This is a genomic window from Paenibacillus albidus (genome assembly GCF_014644435.1).
In the GTDB taxonomy this organism is placed as follows: domain Bacteria; phylum Bacillota; class Bacilli; order Paenibacillales; family Paenibacillaceae; genus Paenibacillus_AQ; species Paenibacillus_AQ albidus.
Map to the genome: position 1 here is coordinate 47,956 of NZ_BMKR01000032.1, position 26,172 is coordinate 74,127.

General features: G+C 50.8%; 21 protein-coding genes. 4 read left to right on the forward strand and 17 right to left on the reverse strand.

Features of this window, described 5'->3' with window-relative positions; all coding sequences use genetic code 11:
• Positions 1–33: 33 nt before the first annotated feature.
• The 3 genes from IEY53_RS26230 to IEY53_RS26240 all read right to left on the reverse strand — a co-directional run bounded on the left by IEY53_RS26230 (position 34) and on the right by IEY53_RS26240 (position 2,918).
• A complete protein-coding gene (locus tag IEY53_RS26230; protein ID WP_189030260.1) occupies positions 34–1,302 on the reverse strand; it encodes an MFS transporter in 1,269 nt (422 codons plus the stop codon).
• Positions 1,299–1,961: a TetR/AcrR family transcriptional regulator gene (locus tag IEY53_RS26235; protein ID WP_189030262.1), complete on the reverse strand. Its 663-nt coding sequence runs from the start codon at positions 1,959–1,961 to the stop codon at positions 1,299–1,301. Before IEY53_RS26235 ends, IEY53_RS26230 begins: the two co-directional genes overlap by 4 nt.
• A gap of 177 nt (positions 1,962–2,138) precedes the next feature.
• Entirely contained in the window at positions 2,139–2,918 is a 780-nt protein-coding gene (locus tag IEY53_RS26240; RefSeq protein WP_189030264.1) for a PHP domain-containing protein, read from the reverse strand.
• Here IEY53_RS26240 and IEY53_RS26245 point away from each other — a divergent pair.
• On the forward strand, positions 2,904–3,578 hold the full coding sequence (locus tag IEY53_RS26245; protein ID WP_189030266.1) for a MurR/RpiR family transcriptional regulator: 675 nt from the start codon (positions 2,904–2,906) through the stop codon (positions 3,576–3,578). The two genes, IEY53_RS26240 and IEY53_RS26245, sit on opposite strands and share 15 nt — an antisense overlap.
• Positions 3,579–3,679: 101 nt before the next feature.
• On the opposite strand, the gene IEY53_RS26250 is transcribed toward IEY53_RS26245, so the two are convergent.
• The 5 genes from IEY53_RS26250 to IEY53_RS26270 form a co-directional block, all read right to left on the reverse strand.
• Positions 3,680–4,234, reverse strand: a complete 555-nt coding sequence (locus IEY53_RS26250; protein WP_189030268.1) for a polymer-forming cytoskeletal protein — start codon at positions 4,232–4,234, stop codon at positions 3,680–3,682.
• A 92-nt stretch (positions 4,235–4,326) separates the two neighbouring features.
• Positions 4,327–4,725 (reverse strand): iron chaperone, encoded by a 399-nt coding sequence (locus IEY53_RS26255; protein WP_189030271.1) that lies wholly within the window; start codon positions 4,723–4,725, stop codon positions 4,327–4,329.
• A 16-nt stretch (positions 4,726–4,741) separates the two neighbouring features.
• The gene (locus IEY53_RS26260) at positions 4,742–5,170 is read right to left on the reverse strand and encodes an immunity 22 family protein (RefSeq protein ID WP_189030273.1); all 429 of its coding nucleotides are present in this window, start codon (positions 5,168–5,170) and stop codon (positions 4,742–4,744) included.
• A gap of 193 nt (positions 5,171–5,363) precedes the next feature.
• The gene (gene hcp / locus IEY53_RS26265) at positions 5,364–6,656 is read right to left on the reverse strand and encodes a hydroxylamine reductase (RefSeq protein ID WP_189030275.1); all 1,293 of its coding nucleotides are present in this window, start codon (positions 6,654–6,656) and stop codon (positions 5,364–5,366) included.
• 133 nt (positions 6,657–6,789) lie between these two features.
• Positions 6,790–7,887, reverse strand: coding sequence for a winged helix DNA-binding domain-containing protein (locus IEY53_RS26270; RefSeq protein ID WP_189030277.1), 1,098 nt, complete (start codon positions 7,885–7,887; stop codon positions 6,790–6,792).
• 142 nt (positions 7,888–8,029) lie between these two features.
• On the opposite strand from IEY53_RS26270, the gene IEY53_RS26275 reads away from it, so the two are divergent.
• Positions 8,030–8,443: a VOC family protein gene (locus tag IEY53_RS26275; RefSeq protein ID WP_189030279.1), complete on the forward strand. Its 414-nt coding sequence runs from the start codon at positions 8,030–8,032 to the stop codon at positions 8,441–8,443.
• Positions 8,444–8,627: 184 nt separating this feature from the next.
• Here IEY53_RS26275 and IEY53_RS26280 read toward each other — a convergent pair whose 3' ends face one another.
• From IEY53_RS26280 to IEY53_RS26310, 7 genes are all read right to left on the reverse strand, one after another.
• A complete protein-coding gene (locus IEY53_RS26280; protein WP_189030281.1) occupies positions 8,628–10,775 on the reverse strand; it encodes an ABC transporter transmembrane domain-containing protein in 2,148 nt (715 codons plus the stop codon).
• A gap of 124 nt (positions 10,776–10,899) precedes the next feature.
• Complete coding sequence (locus IEY53_RS26285) at positions 10,900–12,351, reverse strand: amino acid permease (protein ID WP_189030283.1); 1,452 nt, start codon at positions 12,349–12,351, stop codon at positions 10,900–10,902.
• Between the two features lie 66 nt (positions 12,352–12,417).
• Entirely contained in the window at positions 12,418–17,853 is a 5,436-nt protein-coding gene (locus IEY53_RS26290; RefSeq protein WP_189030285.1) for a diguanylate cyclase, read from the reverse strand.
• Between the two features lie 13 nt (positions 17,854–17,866).
• Positions 17,867–19,036, reverse strand: a complete 1,170-nt coding sequence (locus tag IEY53_RS26295) for a small-conductance mechanosensitive channel (protein WP_189030287.1) — start codon at positions 19,034–19,036, stop codon at positions 17,867–17,869.
• Between the two features lie 178 nt (positions 19,037–19,214).
• Entirely contained in the window at positions 19,215–19,694 is a 480-nt protein-coding gene (locus IEY53_RS26300) for a DinB family protein (RefSeq protein WP_189030289.1), read from the reverse strand.
• Positions 19,695–19,708: 14 nt separating this feature from the next.
• The gene (locus IEY53_RS26305; protein ID WP_189030290.1) at positions 19,709–21,832 is read right to left on the reverse strand and encodes a YhgE/Pip domain-containing protein; all 2,124 of its coding nucleotides are present in this window, start codon (positions 21,830–21,832) and stop codon (positions 19,709–19,711) included.
• 97 nt (positions 21,833–21,929) lie between these two features.
• A complete protein-coding gene (locus IEY53_RS26310; protein WP_189030292.1) occupies positions 21,930–22,100 on the reverse strand; it encodes a hypothetical protein in 171 nt (56 codons plus the stop codon).
• 756 nt (positions 22,101–22,856) lie between these two features.
• Between IEY53_RS26310 and IEY53_RS26315 the strand changes: the two genes are divergently transcribed.
• Positions 22,857–23,870: an alpha/beta fold hydrolase gene (locus tag IEY53_RS26315; RefSeq protein WP_189030294.1), complete on the forward strand. Its 1,014-nt coding sequence runs from the start codon at positions 22,857–22,859 to the stop codon at positions 23,868–23,870.
• Positions 23,871–23,972: 102 nt separating this feature from the next.
• Here IEY53_RS26315 and IEY53_RS26320 read toward each other — a convergent pair whose 3' ends face one another.
• Both IEY53_RS26320 and IEY53_RS26325 read right to left on the reverse strand, forming a co-directional pair.
• Positions 23,973–24,566, reverse strand: coding sequence for an SUKH-3 domain-containing protein (locus IEY53_RS26320; RefSeq protein WP_189030296.1), 594 nt, complete (start codon positions 24,564–24,566; stop codon positions 23,973–23,975).
• Positions 24,567–24,591: 25 nt separating this feature from the next.
• Complete coding sequence (locus IEY53_RS26325) at positions 24,592–25,389, reverse strand: hypothetical protein (protein WP_189030298.1); 798 nt, start codon at positions 25,387–25,389, stop codon at positions 24,592–24,594.
• 104 nt (positions 25,390–25,493) lie between these two features.
• On the opposite strand from IEY53_RS26325, the gene IEY53_RS26330 reads away from it, so the two are divergent.
• Positions 25,494–25,937 (forward strand): SMI1/KNR4 family protein, encoded by a 444-nt coding sequence (locus tag IEY53_RS26330; RefSeq protein WP_189030300.1) that lies wholly within the window; start codon positions 25,494–25,496, stop codon positions 25,935–25,937.
• Positions 25,938–26,172: the final 235 nt, after the last annotated feature.

Genomic DNA, 26,172 nt, shown 5'->3' on the forward strand with positions numbered 1-26,172 from the left:
CCTCTCCTCCCGTTCTTAACTTAGAAACTGCCGTTATTCCAGAACCCGGATGGATCTGATGCGGGGAATGACGATGGCAAGCATGCCAATCAGCAAGCCGGAGACGATAAATAATAAACCAATTCCCCGGCCCTCGCCAATCCCAACCACTCTCCCTACTGTAGCAGCCAATAGTCCGCCCTCCCGCAGCAGCGGGTTAAAGACTTGATCCGCCAAAATACCGGAGAGCGCGTACGCAGCCACATAACCAAGCTGTGATAAGATGCCAATCATGCCCCACACCCTGCCTTGGGTCTCATTGGCAATATTCTTGCGGATCATAACGTCAGCGGTGGTATTTATAAAGGGGAGAGCCGCAAAAAAGCAAAAGCCTGCCAAGGTGATGAAGTAAATATTGGTGCTCAAACCGGTCAGAGAAAAGCAGATGCCGGCAAAACCCAGGCTGATAGCCAATACGCTGGTAAATTTGCCGCCGATGCTGAAAATACCGATAACCAAACTCCCGATGAGCATCCCTGCAGCGCTTATGGACATGATCGTCCCCAGCGTCCGGGAATCTGTCAAGGGAAGCAGCATCGGTGTAAACAAGGTCTGGAGAAAGCCCATATAAAAGGTAACCACGGACAGAATGAGAGTGAGGTGCAGAACCCCTTTCGCCGAGACCAGAGCCTCCCAGCCTTCCTTCAAGTCATGAATCAATGATTGCCGAGCCTTTGCTTTATGTATAATCTGCATCTTCCTTTTGACAGCAAACACGGTAAGCAATGTAACAAAAAAAGTAGAAATATCAATGATCAGAATACTCTGGATGTCCATAAATCCCAGCAGGATGCCGGCGATGACCGGGGAGAGAAGGTATTTGGAGGAGGAGGCCAGCTGAACCAGGCCACTGGCCTTGGCGAACTGCTCTTCTGTCAATAAATCCGTTATCGTAGCCTTATAAGCAGGTTCGAGCAGTGAGACAAATACCGAGCTGAACATAACCCCCAGACAGATCTGCCACAGGGCAGGCTCACCCGTCAGCACAGCCATCAGGATAAACACAAGACCACAAGCCGAGAACAGGTCGCCGATCATCATCAGCAGCCGCCGGTCAAAGCGGTCTGCCAATACGCCGCCCAGAGGACTAAGCAGTATAGAAGGGAGAAATGCACATAAGGTTACCAGTGCAACACTGGCCGCCGTCTGTGTCATTTGATAGACATAGATGCCAAGCGCAAAAGCCGTCAGGCCGCTGCCTATGCTGGATATCCACTCCCCTGTCCACAACACCAGGAATTTCCCAAAGGATTTATGGCTCAATCTCTCCTCTCGCCTCCTTCATCCTGGGGCAGCTGTGCAAACATTTGGGTGACATAAGAGAAGCTGCCCTTCTTGGCCCCCAGCGTAGTCTCCATAATGTAGATGAAGGCCTGGATCTTCTGCATCATTTCCTCGGGTGTCCAATGAAACAACCCCTCATCAAACAAGAACTGGGAGGAAATCAACAGAAACTCAATCGATTCCTGCGGATATGGGGTATGGAAGAGCTGCTCCTCAACTCCCTGTTTAATTACGCCGGTCAATACAGGAGTCAGCTGCAAAATGGTCTCCGTCAAACTTTTCTGGTGCAGCTGGGCATTGTCGGCCTCGTGGAACTGCTCGATCAGGTGACTTTTTCTGCCAGCAGCATCCGGCTTTTGCGCCATCACGATCCGCAGCAGCTTCTCATGCACAGTAAGCTTCGGGTCCATGGCAATCTGCTTGGCAGCGGCGACACCAGCCTCGATAATCCGTTGCACAACGGCATCCATTACCTCCTCCTTGGATTTGAAATAATAATAGAAGGTGCCTTTGGCAATTCCGATGGCCTGCAGCATATCGTTTATGGTTGTTTTGGTATAACCTTTACTGAAAAAAAGCAATTCTGCCGTATCTAAAATTTCATTTCGGCGTTCTTCGGGTTCTTTGGATACTCTCATCGTAACTGCCTCCACATTTATAGACTGACCGTCGGTCTACTAATATTATAGTTCAAACACTTAGGATGTCAATCACTGATTACCCGGTCAAAAGACTAAACGTGTTAGTTACAGAAGAAGCCCCTGCAGAATCACTCTGCAGGGACTTCTATAAAAGAAAAATATATAAGACTATTGCTAATTATGCACTTCATCTCTGGATGGGGCTTCGCCCAGCATCTGCTTAAGCAGCTTTTTCATCATGACGGCCCCCTTTACCTTCTCGGGAAGACAAGGAGAAACCACAATTTCATACTCGCCTTCGCGGATAACCGACTTCAGCTCCTCCACGGTTACACAGGCTGTGCGCAGACGGTTGACGACACTGCCATACTGCAGACATTGATGGCTGTCACTTCCGCCGATAACAGGAAGCCCAAGGTTCTCGGCAAAGGGCATGATAAGCTGCCGGTAAACAGATTCGCCCTGGCTGTAAATATCCTTGGCGTTGAGATCCAGCGCGTCCAGGCGACGCAGCAATATTGGGTCCAGATGATGCAGAGGGGTAGATACCCGGAACGGATGGGCACCAATCTTCCATAGGCCAAAGGCATCGGCCAGGTCCAGCAGATTCCGGAAGGAGATAAATTCACCGTCTTGGGTATGGTCCTCCAGGCGCGAGCGGACAGCCAGAATATGCTCTTTTTGCCCGATTAACAGAATATGGCCGGTCTCGGCGATATCCACCTCCATCCCCGGAAATACCATCAAACCCTCCGCGTCATAATAATGGCCGTTGTAAGGATAGGTGTTGTCCAGCGTATCATACATCCCGCAAAAATTAGCTGTATTAAAATGTTCTGTCAGGGCCAGCGCCTGCAACCCGTTCGCTTTGGCTTCGGTCACCATTTCCCGGAAATAATCGAGAGAGAAACCGGATTTCTTGGACAAGTTGGCGTGGGTATGCAATACAGGCATGCCAAGGATTTCAAAAACCGCCTGCGCTTCCGTTTGGAGTCAACACCTTCTGTGAAAATGCGTGACGCGATCGAACGAACCGACGATAATTCACTGCCACAAACCTTGCTTGATATTTGCACGCATCATCTGCAGGAAACACGCCGCTACTTAAGAGACGATCAGTTGCAGCGAGCCGTGAACATTCTGTCGGAGGCCAATACTGTTTATGTATACAGTCCCGGGCCTTGTGCCGGCTTGGCTGAATTTATGCGCTACCGCATGGCCCGCTTTGGGCTTAATCTGAAGATCATGGCCCCAAGCGGGCATGAGCTGTTGGAGTCACTGCTGCATGCGGGGGGCAAGGATGCGGTACTGATCTTCGGATTTGTTCATCTGCTGCCGGAGACAGAGGTTATCCTTGACTATGCGCGTGAAGCGGGGTATCCGGTGATCCTGATTACGGACAGGCTGGTATACCCCCGGGCTCAGGAGGCAGAAGTTGTTCTCTACGCCGGGCGGGGCGAGGTTTGGGAATTCCACTCCATGGCGGGCCCTACGTATATTATTGAGAATTTGATTCTTGGGGTGGGCCTCTCCCGCAAAGAGGACAGTCTGGGTAACCTGGACAAGCTGCAGCGGTTGAGGGTGCAGTATGGCAGCAAACTCCCACGAAATTAAAGGTCACTCCCCTTGCCTTTCATGTGGACAAAAAAAGGAGGCCCCCACCATTTACAATGGCTTGGAGACCTCCTTGTTCTCTTAAATGAGAAGAGACAATCTTATTTAACTTCGGTAGCGCCAGTCACTTTACCATCAATTACAGCAGTTGCTTTCACATCTTCGCTGGCAAAGTACAGGTTGCCGTCAATGGTTGCCGACTCATGCAGATTAAAGCCTTTGGCTTCTACGTAAACATCACCTTTGATGGTTCCGCCTTGAACTCGCAAATTCTCGCTTTGTACGGTCAACTTAGGTACAGTCAATGTGTAGCTTGCCGTGATCTTATGATCTGCATCCTGGGCATATAAGGCAATCTTGCGGTAAACATCGCGGTCCGCTGCCCCTTTATCATGGAATTCACCGGCAACTGTCACTTCTTCCTCCAAGGTTACATCGTTAAGAGTAGCAATGATCCAGGTGCCGCTTTCGCTTACCGCTTGTTTGAAGGCATCACCTTGGTTAACGATAGACGCTGTAGTCACGGCATCCACCTGTTCTGCTGCAGGAGCCGGACTGGCTGCCTGATTGGCAGTGTTCGCTTTATCATTCCCGCCACACCCCGATAATACCGCTACTGCAATTCCTGCCACAAGCAAATGTTTTGCAAATTTCATCAATAATTCCCCCTATGCTTTATGGCTTTATAATAGTTCAAAAATTTAAGATTTAATGTGATATAATTCACAATGTTTAGTTTATTTTTTAACTATTTCCGCTTCTTTTTTGCTTCTTTTTTAAGTGCAGCTTTTTCAGCGTTCTCTGCCACACGGAATTTAACGATGCGGCTGATTAATTCCAAAGGCACAGGTTGCGCAAGCGGAAATTGGATGGCCCCTTTTGAGCTTTTATAACCAGCTAGTTCCTCTTTAAAAGCTTCAATACCGCTGGGAGCCGGATAGAATCCGATGTGATTGCTATAGGCGGCAAAATGAACCAGATTCCCGTGCTGTTCAAACGTCGGCATCTGGTAACTGATTTTTTCCCGTGCCTCCGGGGCGGAATCTCTGATTCCTTGTCTTATCTCTTGCAGGATCTGTTGAACCTCGGGAGAAAAAGCGGCGATATATTCATCAATCGATTCAACATTAGTTTTGTTGTTATCCATAGGCTTCTCCTTTTCCCTATTTCTCGGGAGTCTCATAACGCACGAGGGTCTGAATGGTGAACGCCGCAGCTTCCCCGGAAAAGTCAGCATCCGTGCTGCGGAGCAAAAACTCATTAACGGGACCGTAAAGCGAATCATTACCATACAGCAAAATCACGGCATTGCCTGCAGCCAGAGCTTGGTCCATTTCCGGCGGCAGCTGGTTTCGGAAGGCTTCGTCCTGAGAATAGTCATGCCGGAGATACTCCAGCAGCTCCTTTAGTCCCTGCTCATCTTGAATATAATGAATTTCCATAAAATCCATGTCCAGCCACTCGATCCCTGTGTCCTTCATGAAATCGGAACGCACATATTCACCTTCTTCATCGTAGGTGCCATTGGTATACTCATCCAGCGCTTCTGCGCTCTCACAATCCCCTGTCCATATTGCTACAGCATGCTTCATCCTTACACTCCTTTCAAAGGTTCATAGCTTTATACCACTCTCCTGTCCATTATCGCAAATTTGATTCCGTCTTCCAACCAAAAAAAGGATGTCCCAAAGCCATGGAAACGACTGAGGGACATCCCTGTTGTTATTCGCTTGCTGCACACACCGAAAAACAAAGCAGCAGAACTCTATACTTACCGGTATCCGATTAAGACAATGCCAACATTGCGTTCATATCTTCTTCGGCATTGGTAATCAGCTTGAGTCCGAACATCTCCACCAGTACATCCAGCACGCCTTGCGAGATGAATTCGGGAGGTTTCGGTCCAATACGGATGTCCTGAATGCCAAGGCTGAACAATCCGAGCAGGATGGCCACTGCTTTTTGCTCAAACCATGACAATACGATGCTGACAGGCAGCTCATTCACGGTACATCCAAAAGCCTCAGCCAGAGCCATTGCAATCTTCACGGTAGAACCGGAATTATTGCATTGTCCAAGGTCAATATACCGGGGAATTCCGGTGTCGCCAACGGTGCCATAATCTACATCATTGAAGCGGAACTTACCGCAGGAAGTGGTCAAGATGACCGTATCGTTGGGCAAGGAAGTCGCCAGCTCGCGGTAATAGTTGCCGCCCGGACCCGGAGCGTCACAGCCTGCAATCACGAAGAAACGGCGGATATGCCCGTCTTTGACAGCCTGGATAATCTCGGGAGCCAGTCCGATGACAGTCTCGTGGTGATAACCGGTCGTAAGCACCTGTTCGGAATCAATGTCTGCCGCAGGCAGCGATAAAGCCCGTTCGATCAGTGGGGTGAAGTCGTCATTCGTAATCTTCTCGACACCTTCCAGCCCGGCAACTTCATAGGAGAAAAAGCGGTCTGCATACGTTCCTTTAATCGGCATTACACAGTTTGTTGTGGCCAGAATCGCCCCAGGAAATTTCTCGAACAATCTGCGCTGGTCGTACCAGGCCTTGCCGATATTCCCTTTCAGATGAGCGTATTTCTTCAATGCAGGATAACCATGGGCCGGCAGCATTTCGGAGTGGGTGTAGATGTTGATACCTTTCCCCTCTGTCTGCTGCAGCAGCTCTTCCAGGGCATACAGATTGTGCCCGGTGACTACGATACATTTACCTTCAATCTTATTCTGGCTGACAGTGATCGGCTGCGGAATGCCAAAACGGTCCGTATGCGCACGGTCCAGCACATCCATAATCCGTACGGCTGCGTTGCCGACCTTCATGGCCATGTCAATATGCTCTTGCGTATTAAAGTTAGAATTAGTCAGGGTCATATACAAAGCTTCGTGGGTAATCCGGTCAACCTCTGGATCACTGTATCCCAGCTGCCGGGCATGTGTAGCATAGGCTGCAATCCCTTTTAACGCAAAAATCATCGTATCCTGCAAGCTTGCTATCGTCTCATTCTTGCCGCATACGCCTACGACGGTACATCCGCCATCCGGGGTCTGTTCACATTGGTAACAAAACATAAGGTTATCCTCCATATCGCCCTAAGATATCAATCGATATCTTCAGCCTAACAGAACCCCTAATCGCAAGTTGTGATTACACACACATTTAGAGATGCCCTCACAGGTACGGACACAATTGGTTCATAAAATTTCAACACGGACTCACAATATATTTCAATATCGGCAGCCCGATAAAAGCAGCGTATCGATCAGCAGCCTGCCGTACCTGCACTTCTTTCTCGCCAAGCGGAGTGAACGGGTTGATGATGATTTCGATCCCTTTGGGTTTCAGGGTACGTTTCCAAGTCCCTGTAACTTGGCCGTCAGTCACTATCGTCGGCAGGAAGACTCCATTATTACCGGGTACAATCAGGCGGGCCGCCTCCGGTTCAAGCACGGCGCTGCGGTCTTTATAGCCCAGAATGAACTCATCAAATCCCGCCAGCAAATGTACTCCGGATGTCTCGAAAGCAGCTGTCTGCTTGATCGGGGACAAGGACATCCAATATTCGGTACCGTCGATCGTTTCACAGCCTAATTCGCTTTTGATACTATCCAGTCCGCGCCTGGCATCCGCCACCGTCATGCCCGTCCACCAGGCAAAATCCTGAACCGTTGCCGGGCCATGAGAAATGAAATACCGCCGGGCCAGCTCCGCACAGGATTCCTCGAATGAAAGCTCCCGGGTATGAGGCACCCACTCGTCCAAAAGTACAAAGGTCTGCTGCTTACCCTGTTTCGGTCCAAAGCAGATCAAACCTTGGGAGGCGCTGTGCCACAGAATGTGATAGCCTCGCTGGTGGGCTGTAGCGATCCCAGCCTCCTCCAGCAGCTGAAACAGAACACCACGTTCCACTAGGCCCCGCTCCTTCAAAGCGTTATAGATGATCTTTCTGCAGTGTTCCAGCGTCTTGTCATCCAGCTCAAGCTGCGCAAGCCTTGGTTTCGCCTGGGCCAACAGCCGCGGTGCTACAAGCTGAAGCATCCATTTTACGTCCCCGGCAGGCACAAAATGTATCGTTCCCCTCTGGACCCAAGTCAGCACTAGGGTACGCGCAGTGATAGCCGCTTCAATATCCGCCAGTCCCGCAGAAGACATCCGCGATCCGATGGCCCAGACGGCCTGCATATAATCCTGAGCTTGAAGGGCACCCATTGCCTCAACAACTTCGTGCGGCTTACCCGGCAAAGTTCCTTCTATATATTGATTGTTCAGCCGCCGTTCTCCAATTATTCTATTCGTCGTCATGCCATTCCTCCATTCGGCTATTTCTTAGTACACCGGCATATCTGCATTATGGTATATTTAAACAGGAACACGCAAATGATAGGAATGATTGATTTTCGGAACCGCAAAGCCTAATTATGATCCCAAAAAGGAGTGAGTAAGCTTGGCCATCGATGTCTATATTAATTTTAATGGAAACTGCCGGGAAGCTGTGACGTATTATGCCGAGGTCTTTGAAACAGATCCGCCGCAATTCATGACCTTTGGGGAAAATCCGCCAAATCCGGAGTTTACGCTCCCTGAAGCCGCCAAGGACTTAATTATGCACACGCGTCTGAGTATTGAGGGCAGCACTGTGATGTTCTCCGATGTCTTTCCCGGAATGGCTTTTACTGAAGGGAACAACATCAGCTTGTCCCTCGTCAGCAAGGATCTGGAATCCATTAAGAGTGTCTTCCACAAGCTGAAAGAAGGCGGGAAGGTCGGTATGGAGCTTCAAGAGACCTTCTGGAGCAAATGTTATGGCAGTCTGCGCGATAAATTCGGCATTGAATGGCAGTTCAACTACGAGAGTTAACATATAAGGTCAGCGGGCAAAGCGCTGCTCCACCCCGTGAACCTGCAGCTGTCCCCCTCTACTACCGGAGGGGGACAGCTTATTTTTATGTACTTTTGCGTCCATAAATAGGGATTTATGCGCGCTCTCCAGAAGCAATCCGCAGCGGGTTCTCGGCATGGATAATTATCGATACCGTAGATGGCTACATACGCTGCCGCAACATATCTTCCAGTGACTGCAGCATCTGCTGATAGCGGCTTAGCATCCGCTCAAATGCCTCCCGTTCCAGTGAAAGTAAGGTGGAATTGCTCAAAGCCCGTACAGTAGCTGTACGCGGGATGTTCCGCAGCAGCCCCATTTCACCAAAGTGATCCCCATCCTGCAATACGGCGACACGCACCGCTTCTTGTCCGGGACAATGTTTCAGCACCTCAAACTTGCCGCGAACGATGATATAGAATTTGTTGCCTGTCTCTCCTTCACGAACCAGGCTTTCCCCCTCGCTGCAGACCTCCGTGGAGAACAATCCCGATATTTCTTCCAATAATGGACGTTCGATGCCTTCAAAGAAAGGCAGCTGGGACAAACGGCTGATGTCTACCGAAGCATGCAAGCCATCAGAAGACAAATGAAACCCATGCTGCTTCTGCCAAAGGCTGTTATAGAGACCTTCCTTCGCCAGCAGCTGGTTATGCGTGCCGGATTCGGCAATACTTCCTTCGTTGAAGACATAAATCAGATCTGCGTGCATAACCGATGCCAGCCTGTGTGTAACCGAAACCACGGTAGTCCGGCCCCTAATATTCGTTAGCAGCCGGTTAATATCCGCTTCAGTGGCGGCATCCAGTGCAGAAGTTACTTCATCCAGCAGCAGTAGGCCGGGACGTCTGAGCAGGGCTCTGGCCAATGCAATCCGCTGCCGCTCCCCGCCGGAGAGCGGTCCCCCTTCACTGCGGACCCAGGTGTCGTAGCCATCCGGCCAGCCGGAGACCACCTCATGAATCCGTGCCTCACGGGCCGCCTGAAGCATCTCATCCTCTGACAATCCTGTGTTACCCAGCATCAGATTCTCACGGAGCGTGGCCTCGAACAGAAAGGTATCCTGGGTCACGAGTGTGGCCACTTTTCTTAACGAAACTTCGCTAACCCCGCGCAAATCCTGACCGTCAATCCGCACGGTGCCTTGCTGCGGATCATAATAACGGGCCAGGAGCTGAAGGGCAGTACTTTTGCCGGAGCCGCTCGGGCCTACAAATGCAACATAACTCCCTGCCTGAATCTGCAGGCTGACCTCACGCAGCTGAACGGTCTCCGCCGTATATCCGAAGGTGACCTTGTCCATCTGGACGGAGGGGATCGGGGCATGGAGCCTCTGCGGCTGTGCTGCTTCCTGCACCTCCGGCTGCTGCTCCAGAACCTCGCCGACCCGGCGGAAGCTGACGCTGGATTCTATCAGACTCGGAATCAGAAAAGAGAGATTCGTGGCCGCCTGTCCAACGCTCATAAACAACGTGAAGAAAGCCATAAAGCCGCCAACCGTCATCTTATCGTGAAAAATCATATACCCGCCGAAACCGATCATAATTCCGTTCAAGACCAGGAGTGCCGTCACCGGCAGCCGTTCCATTAAGGAATTGACTCTATGTAATCTAATCCCGGAAGCGAACAGCTCCTGGATATGCCGGCCCGCTGTCTCCCCTATTCTGCCCTGTAGATGCAGGCTTTTGATCGTACGCTGCCCTTTGACAGTCTCATCGATCATGTTGGAAAAGCGTTCCTGCGCTTCCTTATAGGCAGCATTCGCCTCTTCCGCACGGCCTTGAATCAACCGCGGGCCAATGAACATCAGCACAGAGCCGGCAAGCATAGCCAGCGTAAGCTTCCATTCCAGAGAGAATAACAGGATCAGTCCGAGTATGACGCTGCTGCTTTCCCGCAGAAAAAGCGGAAATGATCCGCGTATGACTCTTTCAATTGAAGACATATCACCAATAAAGCGGCTGACCAGATCCCCTGTCCTGTACCGTCCATAGAACGACTGCGATTGCCTGAGCAAATGGCTGAACAATTCCATTCTCATCTGGAGAGTGACTTTCCCGCCAAGCTTGCCCAGGGAGTAATCCCCCCCGATACTGGCACCAATGCTGAGCAATCCGCCTCCCAGAAGGATCACCAGAATGAGCACAAAGGCATGAATATCCTTGGGCGTGAATGCTTCATCCACCAGGTATTTCAAGCTTAGCGGAGCAGCGGAAGCATATAATACTTCCAGAAACGCACTGAATAAAAACACACCGAACAGCAGCTTGTGCTCAGCAAACCGGCGGATAATCATTCTGACAAAATCCACACTTTCCCCTCCCCATGACCCATATCCTACATGAAACAATGGGGGCTGTAAACGAACCTCTTTATTTATAACGGCCTCTTCAATGGAGTCTCCAGGCATGACAGACACCGGATAAATAAAAGACTCATTCCCGGCGTTGCTCCGCTGTCAGTTCCTCGGACATCTCTGCATGAGCGTACTCAGGTTGTACAGGGAGCAGGGATGTACGCTGGAGCCTCGTTTTGGCTGTTGTGTCAATCTCCCCCCTCTGGCGCGTACGGCCACGAACGGCATAAAGCGTGGTAAACAACACTACAAGCAGCATTCCTGCCGCCAAACCTCCGCCTTGGCCCGGGATCAGCGGCATGCTGGCGATAATGGCAATCAGACTGGCGATGGCCAGCCAGGAGGTGTAAGGATACCCCCGCATCCCGTGCTGCCGGACGAGAGGACCTCCATGCCGTTTTCGCAGCCTGTAGTGGCTGGCCAGAATCAGACCGTAGGCGAACAGCAGGGAGAAACCGCCTGAGCTGACCAGAAACAAATAAATCCCCTGCGGCAGCAGCAGCCCCAGGGCAAGAGCAGCCAGCATTGCTCCTCCTGATACCAGGATGCCGCGATACGGAATGTCTGTACGGTCCCGCATCCAGCCCGGCGTATGCCCCTCATCAGCCAAAGACCGGAGCATTCGTCCAAGACCAAATACCGAAGCGAGCATTGTGGACAAGATTGCGGATACCAGCACAATGTTCATGACTGTCCCTGTCCAGCCGAGACCGTACAGGCTGAGGGCGGAGACAAACGGGCTGACATCTTCGGATACCCGGGAACGGGGGAGCAGCATCGACAGTGCCAAGATAGCAGTGATATACAACCCCACCAGCAGTACAACCGTATTTCGGATCGCCTTGGGTATCGTCACAGACGGGTTGCCCGTTTCGGATGCGGCCAGTCCCAGAACTTCAAATCCCGCATACGTGAACATGACCATCAGCATGCTGCCTGCGATTCCGCTTATGCCTCCAGGCATCCATTCCCTGCTTTGACCGGCCGGAAGGCCTGCCGGTCCGGAGAACGCTTGTCCCAGTCCGGCAATAATGACAACGGCCAGAATAATAAATGCGGCAATCGCCAGCAGCTTGACCGCGGCCAGCCCGCTTTCCAGCTTGCTTAGCCGCTGCGCACCAAGCAGGTTCAACAGTGTAACTCCAACAATAATGAGTGTGCCGAACAGGCCCAGCGAAAGTCCGGGAAACCACACCCGCAACAGAAAGGACACCGCCGTTGCTTCGCTGGACATCGCAAGGATGAGTCCGGTCCAGTATACCCAACCCACAACAAAACCCGCTCCCCGTCCAAAAGCTTGTTCCGTATACATACGGAAAGATCCCGATACGGGATTTGCCACAGTCATCTCAGACAGCGCAGACAAGATCAAATACACCAGCACGCCGCCAATCGCATAAGCAATCAGTACGGAGGGGCCTGCTGCCCGGATCGCCACTGAGGAACCGAGGAAAAACGATCCCCCCACCACCGTTCCCAGTGTAAGCATCGTTAGCCCCCATACTGAAAGTCCTTTCTTTTGCCGCTCCATTGCAAGACCTCCTCGAGGATCTGTTTACAACGAAGTATCTGCAGTAAAGCGGTAAAATAACCATTCCTACCTATTAGAGTAGCGCTCCATTACCGTAACGCGGTTGCGCCCGCCTTTCTTCGATTGATACAAGGCTTCATCCGCCAGCTTGTAAATATCTTCTTCCCGCATGTCATCCACCCGGACTGCGGCAACGCCTACAGACACTGTAACTACTCCATGCACCGGGTTATTGGAATGGACTATTTGCAGCGCTTCAATACTGCTGCGAATGCCTTCGGCATATTCTCCGGATTGTTCGGGACGAAGGCCGGTAAGAATGATACCGAATTCTTCACCCCCAAGCCTGAATACGAAACCTTGGGCCTCAGCGGCAGCCCGTTGAATCCGTTCCCCCAGCTTGCGTAGTACCTCGTCTCCTTCATAATGGCCGTACGTGTCGTTGTATCGCTTGTAATGGTCGATATCCAGCATAATATAGGTCAGGCACTCCTGCCCTCTGCCCGCTTTGGCCACTTCTTCACGGAACACTTTATTGAAATGCCTCCGGTTGTAGAGACCCGTCAGTTCATCGGTAATGGATATGGTCTCAATCAAATGAATATATTTGTTTAATTCCTCATTGTTGAGCTCCAGCTCCCGGGTCCGTTCTGCCACCAGTTCTTCCAGATGTTCCTTATGCCGCCGGAGTTCCTCCTCTGCCAGCTTCCGTTCCGTAATATCCTTAACTGTGCCCTGGACTGCAGACTTGTTCATATAATTAATCAGAGCTACTTTAAGAATAACAATCACTTCCCGGATACCATCCTTGTGCAGAAGCCTGGCTTCATACTCCCCGGGCCCCTTTTTTCCCTCCACCCTTCTTTGGTAGTAATGATCCAAGCCGGTTCTGTCCCCGGGGCTAAGAAACTTCTGGAAAGGCTCACCCAGCATTTCCTCACTGCGATACCCAATCATCTGGGCCAGTGCTGAATTGACATAGACACAATATTCACCCTGAATAATAAAAATACCGTCCTGAAGATTGTTCACCAGCTTCCGGTACTTCTCTTCGGAACGCTCCAGATCGGAATACAGGCTGGCGTTCTCAAGCGAGAAGACCATTTCCCGTGACAGCAGATTAATGATCCGCATCCGTTCTTCCGTAAATACCCCAGTCATCAGGTTATTCTCCAAATAAATAATGGCGATGGTTTTGTTCTGATTGATCAGCGGCATGCACACCATTGATTTGGGCCGGTGTTTCACAATGTAAGGGTCGTTGACAAAGGAAGTTTCGGAATAAGCGTCGTTATAAATCAGACTTTCTCTTCGTTCCTCCACATCCTTCAGGATCGCTTCCGGCAATTCGGTTGCCAGCAAATCATCATGGACAACAACCGTTATTTTGTCTTCTTCCGCTCTATATTCGCCCTGAACCAACAGATTGGAGCTGGAGCACATCAGGATGCTACCCTTTTGGGCCCCCGCATTTTTTATGACAATCCCCATTAACGCCTCCAGCAGATGGTCCAGCTCAATTTCCTTGGAAATGGCTTGGGATGCCATAATCATGGAGTTCAGGTCGATGCTTTCGGTGAAATCCGTAATCGACTTGCCATGCATGAGATCCTTGCTGCTGATTTTGTTTACTGTCTCCGGGTACTGCTTGTGGATATGGGCAATTTTCCCTTTGGCTCCCCACACCGAATAATAATAGAGCCCCTGTCTAAGCAAATATGCAGCAAATTCCTTCAGACCGCTGCTGTAATAAAATTTGGCGGCCAGCTCGTTGGTCAGCGCCTTGTAACGGGTGAAATCGCCCGCTTCGCTCGTCTGGATCGCCAGATCATAATATTCGGCAGCCTGCTTGCTCTTGCCCGAGATTCTGGCCCATTCGGCTTTCATCAGCCACTCATGCTGCCCGAAATTGGCCCGACTGTGGGCAGCCCACTTGCTTACCCGGCGCATTTCCTTGCGCATTCTGGACTTAGCCTGCACTTTACCTGCGGCACTCAAATCCTTATAGGCATATGCCAAATTGAGAAACGTGTAGAGCGCAAACTCTTCCATAAAGGCAGAGCCGGCAAGGGTCCCGATGAGGGGATAAGCTTTGTCGATATATTCCAGCGCCTGCCCATAACGTTCATAGGTGAAGAGAATTTTTATTTTATAGACATAGAAGATAGCGATACCCGAATAGTATTTGGCACCCTCCAGTTGATCAAGATAAGCTCTTTCACTGAAATGCTCACTGTCAAAGGAAAGCGGATCGGCCAGCTCACCGGCCAGATTCAGAAACTGCTGCCGCGCCAATTGCGCCGTGGCCAAGGCTTCCTTGTACTTTGTATTCTCGATCATGGCTATGGTTCTGTTGCTCTCCTGCAGAATGGTGGCAATATCCATGCCAGGATTCCAAAGATTCACATAGAAACAGGAATGCGCAAGATATAGCAGATCGCCTGTCCGGAGACTGGATGCAATAGAGGTTCCGTACCAGTCCTGCAGGGTATTCCAGGGTTCGGTCCAGGTGTGGCAGAACAGGGTGTATAAGACATGCGAGGCCCCTTTCCACTGCAGATCATTATATTTATTATTGATCCGGATGCCCAGCCGGCCATAATCAAAGGCGCCCTTCAGATCGCCAAACCCCGACAGCAGCATAGCGTAGCCGATAAAAGCCAGCGCGGATTCCGGGGAATTCCCGTGCTTCAGGGTCAGACCCACCTTTTTCAATACAATGAGGCCAAATAACGAGGTCTCTCCAGAGATGAAGGTAGGCGGAATAAAATTAATCAACAACCTCATGGTCAGCTTCAGTTCCGGGTCCATAATCTCCGGCTTGGCATAAATGTCCTCCAGGGTTCTGCCCCGCAAGGCAGCTTTCACTTTCAGAAACTCCTTCAGTACGGCCGCCTTCCCCGGCTTGTCCGGGATCTTCATTCCCAGCGCCTGAAGCCCCAGCATGCCGGAGCGTATGGATTCCTTCATCATCCCCAGGTACATATAATGATTGGCCTGCATTTCATAGATCTGCGCAACCGCCATACGTTCTGTTGTATGCTTCAGCAGAATTGCACAAGCCTGGTCGGCCGCCGTAAGCTGATGGGTCAAATAAGCACATTCCGCGTACAGCCAATGAATCTCGGCGTTTCTCGGCCCTGCTTCCAGCCAGGAGGACTCCGCCAACAGACTCATGGCCGCTTCAAGCAGGGCGAAGGCCGAATCGTAACCAAACGCGGCTTTGGCCTTACGGGCTGCCTTCAGATTCAACTGAAGCACCAGCTCCGTTTCCTCCGGCCCACTGATGAACGCCAGTCCTTTGTTCAGATGGACAGCTATATCCACAAGCTTGTCTTCAATCTCCGGGGGCGACAGATGCGTCAACAGCAATCTGCCGATCATCAAATGTAGCTTTTTGCCGGTTTCCTGATCGAGCATCTGATAAAAAGCCTGCTGAATCCGGTCATGCTGAAACCGGAAGCGGATATGGAGCTGCTGGCTGGCTGGCTCCTGCTCTGCCAGTAACGCAGGAAGCATGGAATAATTGGCGTCAGCCGGAACGATCAGGTCTTCCCCTACTGCGGTCATTAATGTACGGGCGACGGACCCCGGCCCCTCCTCACCAATCCGGACAAGCATGTTGAAATCGAACAAGCTGCCTATAGACGCACCCAGCATCAATGTCCGGCGGACATCTTCAGGCATTCTGTTCAGCTTCAGCATCAGGAAATCGACAACGTTGTCATTAACCGGCAGTCTGAGAAGCTGATCGAGCTGCCAGAGCCAGCTTCCCTCCAGCTCATTAAAGAACAGATACCCGTTACGGTATAAATCCTTAAACAGCTCGTTCATGAAAAAAGCATTGCCTTTTGTTCTTTGGTGCAGCACGGCCGCCAACTCCCGCACCCTCTCGGGTGACATGGAAAGGGTATCTGCCACGAGCTTTTCTACGTCGGCGGCCGTGAGGGCATTCAAGGTAATCCTCCCGACCTCACGGCTCGGCTCAATGCTTGTCATCACAGCAAACAAGGGATGGCCGTCCGAAATTTCTTCTTGCCGGAAAGAACAGACGACAAAACATTTCCGCAGCTGATGATCCAGCACCAACTGCTGAACCAGCTGCAGGGTAGAGAGATCTGCCCACTGCATATCATCCAGGAACAGGACCAGGGGCCGTTCGTTGCCGGTAATGCCTTCAATGAAATGGGCAAATGTCATGAAGAAACGGTTGGATTCTTCGGCAGGGTTCAGCGGCTCAACCTCCGGCTGAACCCCGATCCACTGCGCTAGCTCCGGAATCAGACCCGTAATGAGCGCACCGTTGCCGTTCAGCTTTTGGACAAGGGTCTGCTTGATTTGGAGCTTATATTTGGCATCCAGACTGTCCAGCAGCTGGCCGGTTAATCTGCGGAAAGCCTGGATCACCGCACTGTATGGAATGTTCCGGTTATACTGATCGAATTTCCCTTCCGCAAACATCCCTTTTTCTTCACTGATGACCTTGTGAAGCTCATGAACCAATGCGGTTTTGCCCACACCCGCGTCCCCGCTGACCAGCATGATGCGCGGGCTCCCCCTCACGCTTCTGCGAAATGCATCCACAAGAGCTTTCAGCTCCGCCTCCCGCCCGTAAATGGTCTGGGGGATCTGGAACATTCCCTGCCGATCCTCAGCACCAACGTCAAAAGCTTCCTCGCCCGCCAGACATTTCAGCAAATCGGCTTTGATGCCATACGTACTCCGGTATCTGTCTTCCGAGGATTTCTCCAGCAGCTTCATGGTTATATCCGACAAGGCCTTCGAGATCCGGCCACCTGTTGCAATAATGGGCGGCACGGGTTCTTTGGCAATAATGGAGTAGATCTGCTCCAGCATCTCCTCCGACTCAAAGGGTCTGCTGCCGGTCGCCAGCTCATACAAAACAACGCCAAGCGAATAATAATCGGTCCGGTAATCCAGGCTGCGGTTCATTCGTCCGGTTTGTTCCGGAGAAATGTACATCAGACTTCCTTCAAGCACACCGCTGTTCTGGAATTCCGCCTTTTCTTTGGACAGTTTGACAGCCAGATCAAAATCAATGACCTGCACCTTGTCCTCTTCCGGGTTCCAGATAATATTGGAAGGTTTGATGTCCTTATGTATGACATGCTGCTCATGAATACCCCCGATAATATCAACGAGCCTGACCATCAGCCCCAGCAGCGTAGCCAGATCGGGGCGTTCCTTGTCAATTATGCTCTTAAGCGACCTTCCGCGGATATCCTCCAGCACCATAAAGTAATAGCCGTTCTGCTCTGCCAGCTGAATAGGTTTAATGACTCCCTGTGCTTTGCCGCTAAGCTCCTTCAGCATTCTGAACTCCTGCTTGAAGCGCATCACTTCTTCATATCCGGCAAAATCCGATTTCAATACCTTCAGAATAAAGGTTTCCCCCGAACTTCTCTCTCTGCATCTGTACACCGATTTCCCGTAATGTTCAGAAATCGTCTCCAGCATTTGATAGTTCTCAATGGCAATCACACCCACTCCACCTTTAGCTGTTGTTTCCCTTGACTTCCAAGTCAGCATCAAAATCAAAAATATAGGCAGCGATCAGCCAAATAATCCAACAGTTGATCCCAAAAAAGATATACCCAAAATAACCGAGAATCGGCATCTCGGAAAAAATATGGATTTTGTCCAAATAGGGAACTGAATATTTCCAGTAATTTGGATTGGTGGGCATGGAATCGTGAAACCACTCACTGCCAAAGTTCCAGAATTCCCAAAAAAATCCGTTGAATAGCGTAGCCAGGCCGAACAGCATGATATTAGACCAGTCCCCGTTCCTGATCGGTGTAAAAGGGGTCCAATAGCCGGTCAGCGCCATCGCTGCGGATAACAACGGGACCAAAGCCACCCACAGTACCCAGAACAGTAAATAAGGATAATAACCCATGCCAAACGCCAAAATTAACCCCAGGGCATAGTAGAGGAGCAGCACACTTTTGGAGAGTGATATCTTGGGGCCGTAGCGGTAGCGGTCTCGGAAACCCTTGAACGTTTTGAGCAGCAAATACCATTCCACAATAGCCGGCAGCACGGTCGTATAGGATAAGGAGAACCAGAAGACGTTGCCAAAATTGGAGAACACCTTATTGTTGGGATAATACCAATTCTCGAGAACAAAGAAGTTCAGGAACTCAAAAGCAAACCAGCTGAAGCAGGAAACTACGGCCAGCAGCTGCATGAGATGAGGTTTACGGGCAATAATGGAATTGCCGTTCGTACGTTTATAGACGAGTCCATCCAGAATGAGGATGAAAGACCACCATAGCGGGACAAATGTATAAGCTTCCAAAGAAACCAAAAAATCAATTCTGGCCCACATCAGAAACCAGCTTAGCGCAAGTACCGGCAGACTCCACCAGAACCACACGGGGTACCCGGCTGTCACCACATGCTCTTTGCGTGATGGGTCCGGTTTTTTAAAACCAAAAAGCCCCGGAAACACGAAGAATACCGTAATAAAAATGGCCACCAGAACAGCGAGTGAAAAATAAAGCGGGCTAAAGCCCGGGTCGGCCTCAACCTTTTGTGCGGGGAACTCCCCGTACCCGGGCGGCAATCCCCCCCACCTGAACAAACTTCCGATCAGCGGCAGTACAAAAATCAAACCGAATGTAGCGATAAGGAAAAGTTTTTTGCTGGCAATACTCTTCATAGTCTTGACCCCTTATATGTACCGAATATTGGTTCTTAGCCGCACTTACGCTAACTATCATTCGATGCTGAACCAATTTATTCCTGCATACAAAAGGGACTTTACTATAAAAGATGAATAAAAAATAGACACTGACATTTCGTCAGTGCCTAGGAAATCACAAAGAATCTTCAATATTCTAAAGTTGGGATTTTATACATTTCTCAATTTGCTTCCGGTGGTGCTTATCGTGGGGAAGGAAGTCTCTCAGATAATTGCGGATACTGAATTTTTGATGGTCACCATCCTTGTGCTCCCGGCTGAAGGCCTCATCGTCCAATGAAGCAGCTGTATCAATGATGCGGTTCCTGTACAGGTAAAATTTCTCCACTACCTCCTGTACAGTCAGCGACTGTGCATAAAGCCTGCTGCTGGCATTAAATTCATTGAAATCCAGCTGCCTGGCTGTCACCGGCTGGCCGCTTGCCACTTTCACAACCGCTTCCTCATAGAAATATTTATCCCACATCATTATATGGCAAATAATGTCCTTGATCGTCCATTTCCCTGCAGAGATGGGCCGGTTCCACTGCTCCGTCTGCAGTGTCTCCAGCGTCTGGACGAATGGGATCAAAGCGTAGAATTCAAGCAGTAACTGTTCGTTGGACTGAATACCCATGAATAATCCCCCTTTTAGACAGTATATTCCTGAATTTCACCCTTTGTAAAATTTTCTCTGTTCGGTTTCTTGGTGCCTCTTGGAATCTGCAGCAGGAAATAGCTAAAGGTAAGCACAAGGAACACTGCGGCATAGCTCAGCAGATAGACTATCTGTTCTCTCATCTGGGCAAAATCGCCGCTCTCGATAATGGCCTTGAATCCCACGATGCTGTGCGTCATTGGCAGCCAGGGATTCATAGTCTGCATCCACTGCGGCAGCAGTTCGAGCGGGAAAGTGCCTGCGCTGGAGGTCAGCTGGAAGATCATGAGGACAATAGCCAGGAAACGGCCCGGATTATCCAGCCATGTGACCAGCGCCTGAACGATCATGGTGAACGTGAAGCTGGCAATTAGCGTAAAGAGGAAGAACAGCGGCACACTGCGCACCACAAGCTTCAGCCCATACAGCAGAACGAGATCCGCGAGTACAGATTGCACAACGCTGACCATCACAAAGGTCAGGGTCCGGCTAAGGAATCTGCCCATGGGGGAAGCCCCTGGCACCGTGGATTCCCGCAAGGAGAACACGGTTGTGAAGACGAGCGCACCCATGAACAAAGCCAGGGACAGGAAATATGGCGCTATTCCCAGTCCGTAATGAGACAGCTTGAAGTCGGCCTTCTCCACGAGCTTCACAGGTTCGGCGAACATATTCACCGTAGGGTCGCCACTCTTGACTTCTGAGGTGTCAGCTGCCGCAGCGTTCAGCTTCTCGGCCAGTTCTCCGCTGCCGTTCAGCAGTTTGCCGGCGCCTTCTTTCAATTCTCCGGCTCCGTCCGTGAGCTTGCCGGCCCCATCGGCCAGGCTATCCACACCGCCGGACAGCTTCGTAAGACCTTCCTTGAGCTGCACAGCGCCCTTGTTCAGCGCGGCTGCGCCTGCGGTCAGCTTGCTCCCGCCGGCAGCCGCCTCGTCCAGCTTCCGGCCAAACTCAGCCATGCCGGCCACAAGTGTGGAGCCGCCTTTATTGAGCTGGGCAGCCCCTGCTGCCAATTGCTCCTGTCCCTGATCCAGCTGCGTGCTGCCGGCAAGCAGCTGCTTCTGGCCAGTGTGCAGCTGCTCACTGCCTGCCGCCAGTTGCCGGCTTACCTCCACCAGCTGCTTAAACTGCTCATTGCTCTGCAGCTCGGGCGAAGCCGCAAGCATTTGTTCCAGTCCCTTGGATAACTGGCTTGCTCCACCGGCCAGTTCACTGCTTGCAGACTCGGAAGCTGTCAGACCCGTTTTCAGCGCACTGCTGCCCTCCTTTGCTGCCTTCAGGCCCACTTCAAGCTTCGAAGCTCCGCTCTGCGACTTCACGGCACCAGCCTGCAGCTGCTGCTCCGCCTCAGCCAGCCGCTTCAATCCAGTTGTGAGATCGGCAGTTCCTGTGGTGAAAGTACCGAAACCTTGATTCAGGCTATCCGCTCCTTTATAGAGCAGCTGCAAACCGCTCCGCAGCTCTGTTGTGCCGCTGGAAAGCTTGTTCAGGTTGGTTCTAAGCGTAGTCAGGCCATTGGTCAGCTTGCCTGCGCCATCCTTCAGCTCATTTGCCCCGTTGCCTGCTTCCCCAAGGCCTGCAGAGATCGAATCCACTTGCTCAAACATGCTGCGTGTGTAGGCCTCCGTAATTTGGGCGGACAGCTTCGATTTGAGCTCTTTCATCGCACTGCTGCCGATCTGACCGGCGACGTAGTTGTAATTGCTGTTCGGCTCAAACACAATTTCCGCTTGTACCGGCTTATCCTGCGTCAGGGTCGCAGCATTGGCCGAGAAACCGGAAGGCAATGTGATCGTCATATAATAACGGTTGTGGGACATCCCTTCCCGGGCCTCCGCCGCATTGACAAAATTCCATTGAAAATCCTCATTCGTCCTCAGCTCTTCCACAAAATCCTTGCCTACATTCAGTGTCTCACCTTCATAGACAGTCCCTTTGTCAAGGTTAACTACCGCTACAGGCAGCTTGCCGGTATTTCCATACGGGTCCCAGGAGCCGTCAATGAGAAAACCGCTGTACAGCATCGGCAGCGCAGCTACACCGAGCAAAGTAAGCAGCAGCATCGGCTTGCTCACCAGTACTTTTAAATCCTTCAGAAATACTTGAATAGCTTTCATTAGTGCACATCCTCTGTTTGTTCTTTTGAATAAATGACTAAATCGGTATAACGGTCAATGTTTATAGAAAAAAATAGCCCTCGCAGGCTAGGATTCTTTATTGCTTCAAAATGCCGTCCGAGATGGACAGCATCATAGACTCTTTAAGCTTCAGAATAAACGTATTGTCCTGTGCCGCCACCCGTTCATTGACTGGAAATGACTGAATTACAAATCCGGTCAATTGGACATACATCAAAATAACATACCGCTGGCGAGAATGCAACAATTTTTAGATAAAATTTAATGTTTATGCTCGCCCCCGCCCAATGGACCCTTACCGCGAACGGGAAACCTGCTGTGCTTGGATGTGCCGGATTTACCATTCCATACTTGGATGCACCTCACCATACTTTGGCGCACCTCACCATACTTGGCCGTACCTCACCATACTTGAGCTGAATCTAACTATACTCGGCTACACCTTTCCACACTTGGATGCACTTTAACACACTTGGCTGCATCTCAACATACTTGGCCGTACCTCACCATACTTGGGCTGAATCTAACTATACTTCGCTACACCTCTCCACACCTGGATGCACCTCATCATACTGGGGCGCACCTCACGATACTTGGCCGTACGTACCTCACCACTCCTTTCCAATGTATTTAGTGCAGCGGAATCGTCCTCCAATCGCTCAAAAGTCCGTTCTGATGTAATTTGTGCAGTGGAAGTTTAGAAAATGGGCATTTTTCGGCCACTTTTGCTTTTTCCGATGTACCAAATGCAGTCAAAACGAAAAAAAGCCACATTTACGCGCTGCCTGATGTATAAAATGCAGTGAAAAAAACCTCCCCTCCACCTTCTATCCCAAGACAAACCAAATTAAGGTTCCCGAGAGCCATCCAATGGCTGCTTGGAAAGCCTGCAGGCCCCCTATTTTAACCGCTGCAGAAAATTCGCCTATTCATTTGGAAATCATCGTGCTATACTATTTTTAAATAATACAATTGTATTAAAAAAGGAGTGCAACAAGTTCATATGAGTAAAGCCAATACTGTAAAAAAATCATCAACAAAAAGATGGAAAAAGCTGCTGTTATCCGTAGGTTTGGCAATCATTCTTATCGTCGGTTCGGGATTTCTGTACGAGGTTATAGCCTCTTCTTCCGCCAAACAGGATTATCCTCCGCCGGGCAAGCTCGTAGACGTTGGAGATTACAAGCTGCATATCAACAAAAGAGGTTCAGGATCACCGACCATTCTTCTGGAGGCAGGCAGTGGGGAAACCAGCTTATCGTGGAGAGATATTCCTGATCAGTTGGCTGAATTTGCTACTGTTGTGAGTTATGACCGGGCAGGTTATGCCTGGAGTGAGAAAGCGGGGACTGAACGAACGGGAGCCAATATTGTCAAGGAGCTGCACACCGCACTTGAGAAAGAGGGGATTCCCGGACCTTATCTAGTTGTGGGCCATTCCTTGGGAGGCATGTATGCCCGCCTGTTCACTCAGACCTACCCGGAAGAGGTAACAGGGCTTGTGCTGGTTGACGCCAGACCTGAAAACGATGAACGGGAGACCAAAGCCATTCTGGAGGCTGAGAATTTTGCCGGTAATCCTTCAGCTTCCCTGTTGACCTTGCTGAAACGCTCAGGCGTTCTGCGTCTGTTCCAGGACAGCCTTTTGGAAGGCATGGTGGCGGAGGAAGACCGTGGTGAATTTATTAACGTCATCTCTACCCCCAGTTATTTTGCTGCCAAAGAGGAAGAAGGTAAGCTGGCAAGCTTGACCGAGGATGCCATCCGTGGGCAAAAGTTCGGGGCTCTGCCGGTTAGAGTCATCGCCCGGGGCCTTCCGCAGGATTATACCTCCTTCGGGATATCAGAGGCAGGCGGCAAGCAGATAGAAGACATCTGGCAGGCCGGCCAGCGCAGCATGCTGGATCTCTCCACGAACAGTCAACTCATTGTCGCCGAGGCAAGCGGCCACATGATTATTCACGATCAGCCTGAACTGGTGGTCAAGACCATTCGCAGCCTAGTGGAAGGGAACTGATCCCTTCCGCCAGATTCCAAGTGCGGGTCGGGGGAATAAATAACATCTTCCGCTTCCGCCTTGGGCCTGAACGTCGATCCTGCTAAGGCGGCTGCCGGAAACTCACTCTTCCACAAAGGGGTTGGGAACATTCTCCGGCAGCCATTTCAGGCCTGCAACGGTTGGAAGCAGCAGCCGGTTCTCCCCGTACAGGGAGGACTCGACGAGCTGCAGATGTCCAAGTTCATGACTCATGCTGGCCTGCAGACTGTCAAAAACAAGCACCTGCGGGTTATAGTCATGCAGCAGATAGAGTTTGCCCGAACGCCCAATGGCCGTAACTGCAGGATAGTAGTACCCGCTGAGACCCAGACAGTAACAATCCTCCTGTGCATGACGGATTATAATCTCCAGCTCGGCTTTGCAATGGAAGCGCTCCACCGCATCCGGCTCAAAATTAAAATCATACTCATGCCAGCCTGTCTCCATCTCTTGTGCTTCCTCATGATCCGTGTAATATTTGAAGTGAACCTCGTTATCGATCCCGGAGAATTCTTCAAGGAACGCCTGGGCGGCCGGAAACAATTCGACTCCCTGCTGCTCACAGCGTCTCTTGTACCCTGACAGATCCACATGGCGGCCCGGATACCATCCGGCTTTTTGCAGCAGCAGCTGCATCTGTTCCCGCAGCACCTGCGGCTCATTGGTTTCTTTCATCTAAATAGCCCTCCATTACCCTAACTTATACCCTGTTTCCAAAATAGAACTCCAGCATCTGCTCCGAAACACCGTCATCCCCCCGCCAATTCGCTACAGAATTGAAGTCGCCATCTCCGCCTCTTCCCTGCCGCGGCTCTTCCTGCGGCACCAGCAGACCGGCATAACCCCAAATTTCCATAATGACGTCACGTTCATGTTGATTGGCCGGGAACAGATCCTTCCAGCGTTTCTCCAGCTTGCGCGGGGTATCCTTAACGTCACATTCCCTGACCGCCTTGATTATAGTGTCCAGAAGGGCCCAGTCTGCACTGCTGACCTGCAATTCCTCTTCCCGGCTGAGCAATTCAAGATCAAACCAGCAGTAGAGCAGCTGATTGAGGCGGATGCCGCCCCATTTGATCCGCTCGAAATTCAGCACATTCAGATCTTCGTTCATATAATTCTTATTCGACATGATTTTGCCTGCATTGCAATCACCGCAGCAGCTGTAGCCGGCCCTCTCCAGGGGATGTTGTTCGTACGTGTGCAGGCCTAACCTAGAGGTTAAGGCCCAGCTCGACAAAGCGCTTCGCAAATGGACCTTCCTTGTAGACAGACTATGTAAAAAAGCGGCCACCACCCGTTCTTTGGTGATTGCGCCTTGATGCAGCTTCTCCAGCCGTTGTACCAGTTCATCATGGGTGATCGTCAAGTTGTCGAACATCACACCTTTGCTCTTGGCATATTCAAAATCCTCGCCGGTATAGCTGGCAGGGGCACTTTTCCAGCCTTTGGAGGACCAGAAGGTTGTCTGCAGTATTTTTTTGGCTTTAAGGTCCATTTCGCGCCTCCCTTTACGTTGCATAATATTTCTGCACGATTTAATTTCTTCTATTATTATAATAAACTATATAAGAGATAAAGCGGAATAAAGGAGGAGTAACCATGAATGATGCTCTGATGGATCGTTTGCATCGTTTTTTAACAAGAGGGGATAATGAGAGTTTGCTAGGCACACCGGCAACGGATGAACAGATTGCCGAAGCGGAGAAGCTGCTGGGCATTTCACTGGAGAAAGACTATATTCGCTTCATTAAAAGCTTTGGCGGCGCCTATGCCGGACTATCCGTACATGGCTTCAGCAACGGTTCCTCCATCGGGCGGGAGAGTGTCACCGAATTAACGTTGTCTTTCCGTGAGGATTTCAAGGGCACCCCCCTGGGCGTGGTACTCGCACAAAGCGCTGTTTTCTCCATGGATGGTGCGGGCAATCCAATCCTGCTGGACCCCGAAGGCCGCGTCCTGCTCGGTGATCATGAGACTGGAGAGTTCGAGGTTATCGCGGAATCCTTCGCGGCGCTGATTGAGGAGAATTTTACAGAGTGGTAGAATAATCAGGCGCTGCTAAGGTGTTATCCCGGGGGATGAATGCACTGCCTGGAACGCTGCGGACCCCACAGGCCTTATAATCACATTTGGTCTATCTGGACGAGCTTACGGACTGTATCGCTCTTATTGCTTGTTTAGCCAGCGTAACTGGTTAGGATTCCGTGAATAGGTGCAACTGTGATTTAGACTAAGAGGTGGACACGGAAAGTACAACTCATGGATAATAGAATCAAAC

What these genes read in the sequence shown, in the direction of transcription:
- IEY53_RS26260 (WP_189030273.1), bottom strand. Translation starts at nt 5,170, where the DNA reads ATGAAGCATGCTGTAGCAATATGGACAGGGGATTGTGAGAGCGCAGAA.
- IEY53_RS26325 (WP_189030298.1), bottom strand. Translation starts at nt 25,389, where the DNA reads ATGGACCTTAAAGCCAAAAAAATACTGCAGACAACCTTCTGGTCCTCC.
- IEY53_RS26300 (WP_189030289.1), bottom strand. Translation starts at nt 19,694, where the DNA reads ATGGGTATTCAGTCCAACGAACAGTTACTGCTTGAATTCTACGCTTTG.
- IEY53_RS26295 (WP_189030287.1), bottom strand. Translation starts at nt 19,036, where the DNA reads ATGAAGAGTATTGCCAGCAAAAAACTTTTCCTTATCGCTACATTCGGT.
- IEY53_RS26270 (WP_189030277.1), bottom strand. Translation starts at nt 7,887, where the DNA reads ATGACGACGAATAGAATAATTGGAGAACGGCGGCTGAACAATCAATAT.
- IEY53_RS26235 (WP_189030262.1), bottom strand. Translation starts at nt 1,961, where the DNA reads ATGAGAGTATCCAAAGAACCCGAAGAACGCCGAAATGAAATTTTAGAT.
- IEY53_RS26320 (WP_189030296.1), bottom strand. Translation starts at nt 24,566, where the DNA reads ATGAAAGAAACCAATGAGCCGCAGGTGCTGCGGGAACAGATGCAGCTG.
- IEY53_RS26330 (WP_189030300.1), top strand. Translation starts at nt 25,494, where the DNA reads ATGAATGATGCTCTGATGGATCGTTTGCATCGTTTTTTAACAAGAGGG.
- IEY53_RS26250 (WP_189030268.1), bottom strand. Translation starts at nt 4,234, where the DNA reads ATGAAATTTGCAAAACATTTGCTTGTGGCAGGAATTGCAGTAGCGGTA.
- IEY53_RS26255 (WP_189030271.1), bottom strand. Translation starts at nt 4,725, where the DNA reads ATGGATAACAACAAAACTAATGTTGAATCGATTGATGAATATATCGCC.
- IEY53_RS26240 (WP_189030264.1), bottom strand. Translation starts at nt 2,918, where the DNA reads ATGCCTGTATTGCATACCCACGCCAACTTGTCCAAGAAATCCGGTTTC.
- IEY53_RS26285 (WP_189030283.1), bottom strand. Translation starts at nt 12,351, where the DNA reads ATGGAGCGGCAAAAGAAAGGACTTTCAGTATGGGGGCTAACGATGCTT.
- IEY53_RS26305 (WP_189030290.1), bottom strand. Translation starts at nt 21,832, where the DNA reads ATGAAAGCTATTCAAGTATTTCTGAAGGATTTAAAAGTACTGGTGAGC.
- IEY53_RS26245 (WP_189030266.1), top strand. Translation starts at nt 2,904, where the DNA reads ATGCAATACAGGCATGCCAAGGATTTCAAAAACCGCCTGCGCTTCCGT.
- IEY53_RS26315 (WP_189030294.1), top strand. Translation starts at nt 22,857, where the DNA reads ATGAGTAAAGCCAATACTGTAAAAAAATCATCAACAAAAAGATGGAAA.
- hcp (WP_189030275.1), bottom strand. Translation starts at nt 6,656, where the DNA reads ATGTTTTGTTACCAATGTGAACAGACCCCGGATGGCGGATGTACCGTC.